The following is a 5,856-nucleotide window of genomic DNA, read 5'->3' on the forward strand; positions in this document are numbered from 1 at the left end:
ATATTAAGAGTATTTTATCCTATTTAGGTGTACAAGTTCATTAAGCCACAACAAACACGCGGGGAATGACGGGATTACACCAACAAAAAAAGCGATAGACTCTCGCCTATCGCTCTTCATTTATTCTTGAAACTGACTATCTAGTTTCTTAACAACACACAGTTACTCTTCGCGCTTTGATTTCCACTTCTTAATACCGTTGCTCTTACCGCCAAAACTTGGCTTAGTATCACGGCTTGGCGCAGAAGTGCGCGCTGGACGATCATCATTATTACGACGAGGCGCATCAGTACGGTATCCACTGTGGCTATTACGCTCTTCATTCTGATTACGGCTGCTACGGTTCGCACCATCGGGACGACGATTAAACTCACCAGTACCACGGTAAGTTTTAAACTGCTTCTCAGCGGCATGTTTTTCATTACGTGCTTCTTGCGCACGATGATCATACAACTTCGCATCTGTTGCTTTAGCAATTGTACGGCCTTCAGCATCAGTTTTTGATGCTTCTTCAGTACCGCTTGATTGTGAAATTAACTGTTGAATTTCAGCAATTTCAGCTTCAGTTAAATAACGCCATTTACCGTTTGGTAAGCCATCAATAGTGATGTTCATAATACGTACGCGACGAAGTTTATACACTTCATAACCTAACGCTTCACACATACGACGAATTTGACGATTTAAACCTTGAGTCAACACGATACGGAATGAGAAATTCGTTTCTTTCGTCACTTTACATGGCAAAGTAACCGTATCTAAAATCTCAACCCCTGATGACATTTTTTCAATAAATTCAGGCGTGATCGGTTGATCAACACGCACAACGTATTCTTTCTCATGCGAGTTACCCGCACGTAGAATTTTATTAACGATATCACCGTCATTGGTTAAGAAAATAAGACCATCAGACGGCTTATCTAAACGACCAATAGGGAAAATACGCTTACGGTGACCAATGAAATCAATCACGTTACCTTCAATATGGCGCTCAGTCGTACAGGTGATACCTGTCGGTTTATTAAGTGCAATGTAAATTGGACGTTCTTTGCTGCGCAGTGGTTTATCGTCAACCAATACTTCGTCGTTATCCATTACGCGCATGCCCATTTCAGGCATAGTGCCATTGATGGTTACACGTCCCTGATCAATCAGCTTGTCCGCCTCACGGCGTGAGCAATAGCCTGTATCACTGATAAATTTATTAAGTCGAACCCCTTTTGGGCTCTGTTGGTCAGTAGAATGTTGTGACATGGTTTTCTTCTATAAAGGGCTTTAGGTCGATCAGGGTAATAAACCACTTAATTGTAGTTTACTTACTCGATAGTTGTTATGAGGGGGAGTTTAACTGATTGTGAGACCAGTAGCGAGTAGCGAGTTTCTTTACTCTCGCAAACTCACTACTCGTGACTCATATTACTTATTTAGGTAAGTCTCCGTGGCTAATACGGCCAACATAATCATGCTGCAATTCTTTTTCTAACTGCGCTTCGATATAACCTGGTGATTTAGTTTTAACCGATAACAAGCGGTACATCGCAGGGATCACCAATAATGTTACCAAAGAAGCAAATGCCATTCCAAAGAACACCACCGTACCCACAGCGATACGACTCTCAGCACCCGCCCCCGTTGATAAAATCAGTGGTAAGGCGCCAAACAAGGTTGTGAACGCTGTCATTAAAATCGGTCGTAAACGACGTACTGATGCATCGACAATTGCTTGTTCAAATTCAATACCTTTGTCACGTAACTGGTTAGCAAATTCAACGATCAAAATACCGTTTTTCGTCACCATACCAATCAACATGATCATCCCGATTTGACTATAAATATTGAGCCCTTGCCCCATTATCCATAATCCAGCCAGACCACCAAAGATACCCATTGGTACAGTTAGCATCACCACCAGCGGGTTAATAAAGCTTTCAAACTGCGCCGCAAGCACTAAATAAGCAACCAATAACGCTAATCCAAACACTATTGCAATACTGCTTTGGTTGTCTCTAAAGTCTTGTGATTCGCCAGCATAATCAATCGAAATATCTGACGGTAAATTATCAATCGCCTGTTGATCAAGGAAATTAAGCGCTTCACCCAGAGTATAACCATCAGAAAGACTTGCTTTTAACGTGATCGATTTCTGTTTTTGGTTATGGCTTAACTTCTGTGCTGATGCCACTTCATCAATAGAGGCAACAGTATCTAAGGTAACCAGCTTGCCATTTTTTGCGCGTAGATAAATCTGACTAAGATCGGTCGAGCTATTAAAGCTATTTTCATCACCGCGAAGATAAACATCGTATTCTTCACCACGATCAACAAAGGTTGTTTCACTGCGACCACCAAGCATCACTTCTAATGTTTCCGCGATCTCCGTTACTGGAATACCTAATTCAGCCGCACGCTCACGATTAACATTAACCAATAGCTCAGGTGTTGTTTCTGCATAGTCTAAATCAACCCCTTCCATTAACGGGCTATCTTCAGCAAGATGTTGTAGCTTTGTCGCCCACTTAAACAGTTCTTGGTAATCAGCGCCACCTAATACAAATTGTACTGGTTCTGATGATCCACCGCCAAAACCTGGCATCATCGGCATCACTCGCACATCAGGAATACCTGCCAGCGTTTTACTGATCATGCCCAGTGCTTGTTGTGCTCCGACTGAACGATCATTCCAATCTTCTAATTGCATGATCACAAATCCCGTTTGATCCCCTGCGCGACCACCAAATGCAGGTGATTGAATACTGACAGATTTCAATACTCCTTTACCTAACAATGGCAATAAACGCGCTTCAACTTGATCCATGTTACCAATCATACGGTTGTAACTGGTACCTTCAGCGCCTTTCGCAAACGCAAACAACACTCCGCGATCTTCTTGTGGTGCCAATTGAGCCGGAATCACTTTCATTAATCCTACACTGGCTACGATACAGCCCAAAACCACGACTGGCGCAACAAACCGTTTTTTAACTGCCACCGTGACAATACGGCGATAACCACTTTCTAATTTATCAAATTGACGATCGACCCACAGGTTGAACCGATTCGGCTTCACATTCACTTGCAATAACTTACTGCACATCACTGGCGTTAACGTTAATGCGATTAATGATGAGAAGATCACTGACATCGCCAGTAATACGGAGAACTCAGTAAATAGCCGCCCAACCATTCCTTCCATAAAAGAAATGGGTAAGAACACCATCACCAACACAGCGGTCGTTGCTACTACCGCAAATCCCACTTCTCGAGTGCCTTTATAAGCGGCTAATAAGGGTGATTCTCCACGTTGTAAATGGTGGAAAACATTTTCAACCACCACAATAGCATCATCGACCACTAATCCAATCGCTAAAATTAACGCCATTAGAGTCAGTAAATTAATTGAAAAGCCAAAGAAATAAGCAGTAATAAATGCTGAAATTAAAGAAACTGGCACCGTAACTGCAGGAATTAACGTTGCACGTACTTGACCAATAAAAATATACAGCACCAAAATAACCAGCGCGCCAGTGACTAATAGCGTGCTGTAAACTTCATTAATTGAACGCTCAATGAATACTGTCGCATCATAATCAAGCGTCAGTGACGCACCTTGCGGTAAAAACTGTTGCATCTTGGCAACTTCCGCACGCACTTCTTTAGCCACATCAAGCGGATTAGCATCGGACATAGTAACAATGCCTAAACTTAAGTTGACGGCACCATTACTTTTAAAAGTCGAATTTTCATTTTCAGCACCAACCGTAACTTCAGCCACATCTTTTAAATAAATCGGTGTGCCAGCTTCTGTGGTACGAATCACCAAATATTTAAAATCATCAACCGTTTGGTAAAGTCGCGCAGTACGCACCGACATCACTGTTTGATCGTTACGAACTTCACCACCGGGTAATTCAACGTTTTCATCATTGAGCGCATTAATGATATCTTTGGTGGTAACACCTCGTCCTGCCATAAGTGTCGGTTGTATTTTTACATACATCACTTTATACAATGCGCCACTGAGGCTCACTGAGCTGACGCCATTTAATAGGCTAAAACGATCTTCTAAAACTCGCTGAGCGTAATCGGTTAATTGAGTACGATCCATTTCAGATGACGATAAATTAATATAGATCGCCGGCTCACCAGAGCCATTGTCTTTCGATACAATCGGATCATTAGCATCATCAGGAAGACGACGTTGCGCACGAGCAACCGCATCACGAATATCACTGACACCTTCGGTAAGATCCCAGTCCATACTAAATTCAACAGTGATCCGCGACATACCATTACGGGTAACAGAGGTAATATTATCAATACCACTGATCCCTGATAATTCATCTTCTATCGGGGTGGTGACTTGGCTTTCCATTACCGTTGCAGATGTGCCGTCATAAGTTGTCATGATGGTCACAACCGGACTTTCAACATCTGGCATTTCACGAACAGCCAGTTTAGAGAAAGACACAATACCAAACACACACAACAGCAAACTTAATACGATGGCGACAACAGGCCGTTTTACTGAAATATCAGATAACCACATTAGCTCGCCACTCCAACAGCTGGGGTAATGTCTTTAATGGTGATGCCATCGCGCATGTTAACCAGTCCTTGCACAACAATACGATCGCCAGTTTTTAAACCTTTTTTGATCACAACATTATTATCAATACGCTCACCTAACTCGACCAAGGTTCGGTGCACTTTTTGTTGTGGATCAACAACATAAACATAACGTTTAGTGCCTGAATATTCTAAAGATTGTACGGGGATAATCGCTTGTTGTTGCGGAATAAAATTAAGTTCTGTTGCAAGTAACATTCCTGGTTTTAAAGCATGATCACTATTTTTAAATACAACCCGTACTTTAATATTTAATGAATCCGATTGAACGCGTGAATCAATGGCTTGAATTTTACCAACAAAGGCGCGATCGCCCCACGCTTGGCTTTTAGCGGTAACTTTAATTCCAACCTTTAAAGAGGAGATATATTGCTCTGGTACTTCAATATCCAGACGCATAGAGGAAAGGTCATCAAAATTAAATAGCGCACCGCCCGCAGCTACCATGTGGCCCGGACTAAAATCATATAATCCAACGGTGCCATTAAACGGTGCTCGAATAGCATGATCGTTAAGATTCGCTAAAGCCGCTTTTAAACGTGCATTCGCAATACTTGCATTGGCGGTTTGAGCATATATTTCAGTTTTAGTAATGGCTCCACGAGATAATAACCGCTGAAATTCAGTCAGCTTTCGCTTTTCATCATTACGGTATGCCAATGCTTCATCGTAAGCGGCAACGGCTTTATCATCGTCAAGCTGGATTAATAGTTGGCCTTTTTTCACTGTTGAATTAACAGGAACTGCTATTGTTTTTATTTTAGCCGAAACTTCTGCGGCAACATTAACGGCATGCTCAGCCTTCAACTTACCCACTAATGATAGTGATTGAGCAACAGCTAAAGAGCTAACCGTTCCCGTCGTGACAGACACAACTCGTGACGATTGCGCTGGCGATAACTTATCTTGCGCAGCATGTGACGTCCTTTGAAAGTAAAAGTAACTGCCTGTTAATACTGCTGTGACTAATACTGCTACGACTATTTTTTTCATTTATTAAAACCATCATAAAAATCCTAGCCAAATAATATCTGAACTAAAGGATGAATAACGTCAAGAAATGTAAAGTTAAGCAAAAATTAGCTTACTGATGAAAAATCAAGCAAGTACTCGATAATAATGATAAAAAAGGTTTACAGCGCTGAAATGTTTGTTATTATCCGCCCCGCACTTGTGGTGGGGTTCCCGAGTGGCCAAAGGGAGCAGATTGTAAATCTGCCGGCACTGCCT

At 42.0% G+C, this 5,856-nt stretch carries 3 protein-coding genes; all 3 read right to left on the reverse strand.

Going from position 1 to position 5,856, the window contains the following annotated elements:
- Positions 1-162: 162 nt before the first annotated feature.
- The 3 genes from rluF to Q0V26_RS17775 all read right to left on the reverse strand — a co-directional run bounded on the left by rluF (position 163) and on the right by Q0V26_RS17775 (position 5,619).
- Entirely contained in the window at positions 163-1,254 is a 1,092-nt protein-coding gene (rluF, locus tag Q0V26_RS17765; protein ID WP_297486306.1) for a 23S rRNA pseudouridine(2604) synthase RluF, read from the reverse strand.
- Between the two features lie 166 nt (positions 1,255-1,420).
- Positions 1,421-4,546, reverse strand: coding sequence for a multidrug efflux RND transporter permease subunit (locus tag Q0V26_RS17770; RefSeq protein ID WP_297486307.1), 3,126 nt, complete (start codon positions 4,544-4,546; stop codon positions 1,421-1,423).
- Positions 4,546-5,619 (reverse strand): efflux RND transporter periplasmic adaptor subunit, encoded by a 1,074-nt coding sequence (locus tag Q0V26_RS17775; protein WP_297486309.1) that lies wholly within the window; start codon positions 5,617-5,619, stop codon positions 4,546-4,548. The genes Q0V26_RS17770 and Q0V26_RS17775 overlap by 1 nt, the downstream gene beginning before the upstream one ends.
- Positions 5,620-5,856 lie beyond the last annotated feature (237 nt).

Origin of the sequence: uncultured Photobacterium sp., from assembly GCF_947039875.1 — a bacterium.
GTDB lineage: Bacteria > Pseudomonadota > Gammaproteobacteria > Enterobacterales > Vibrionaceae > Photobacterium.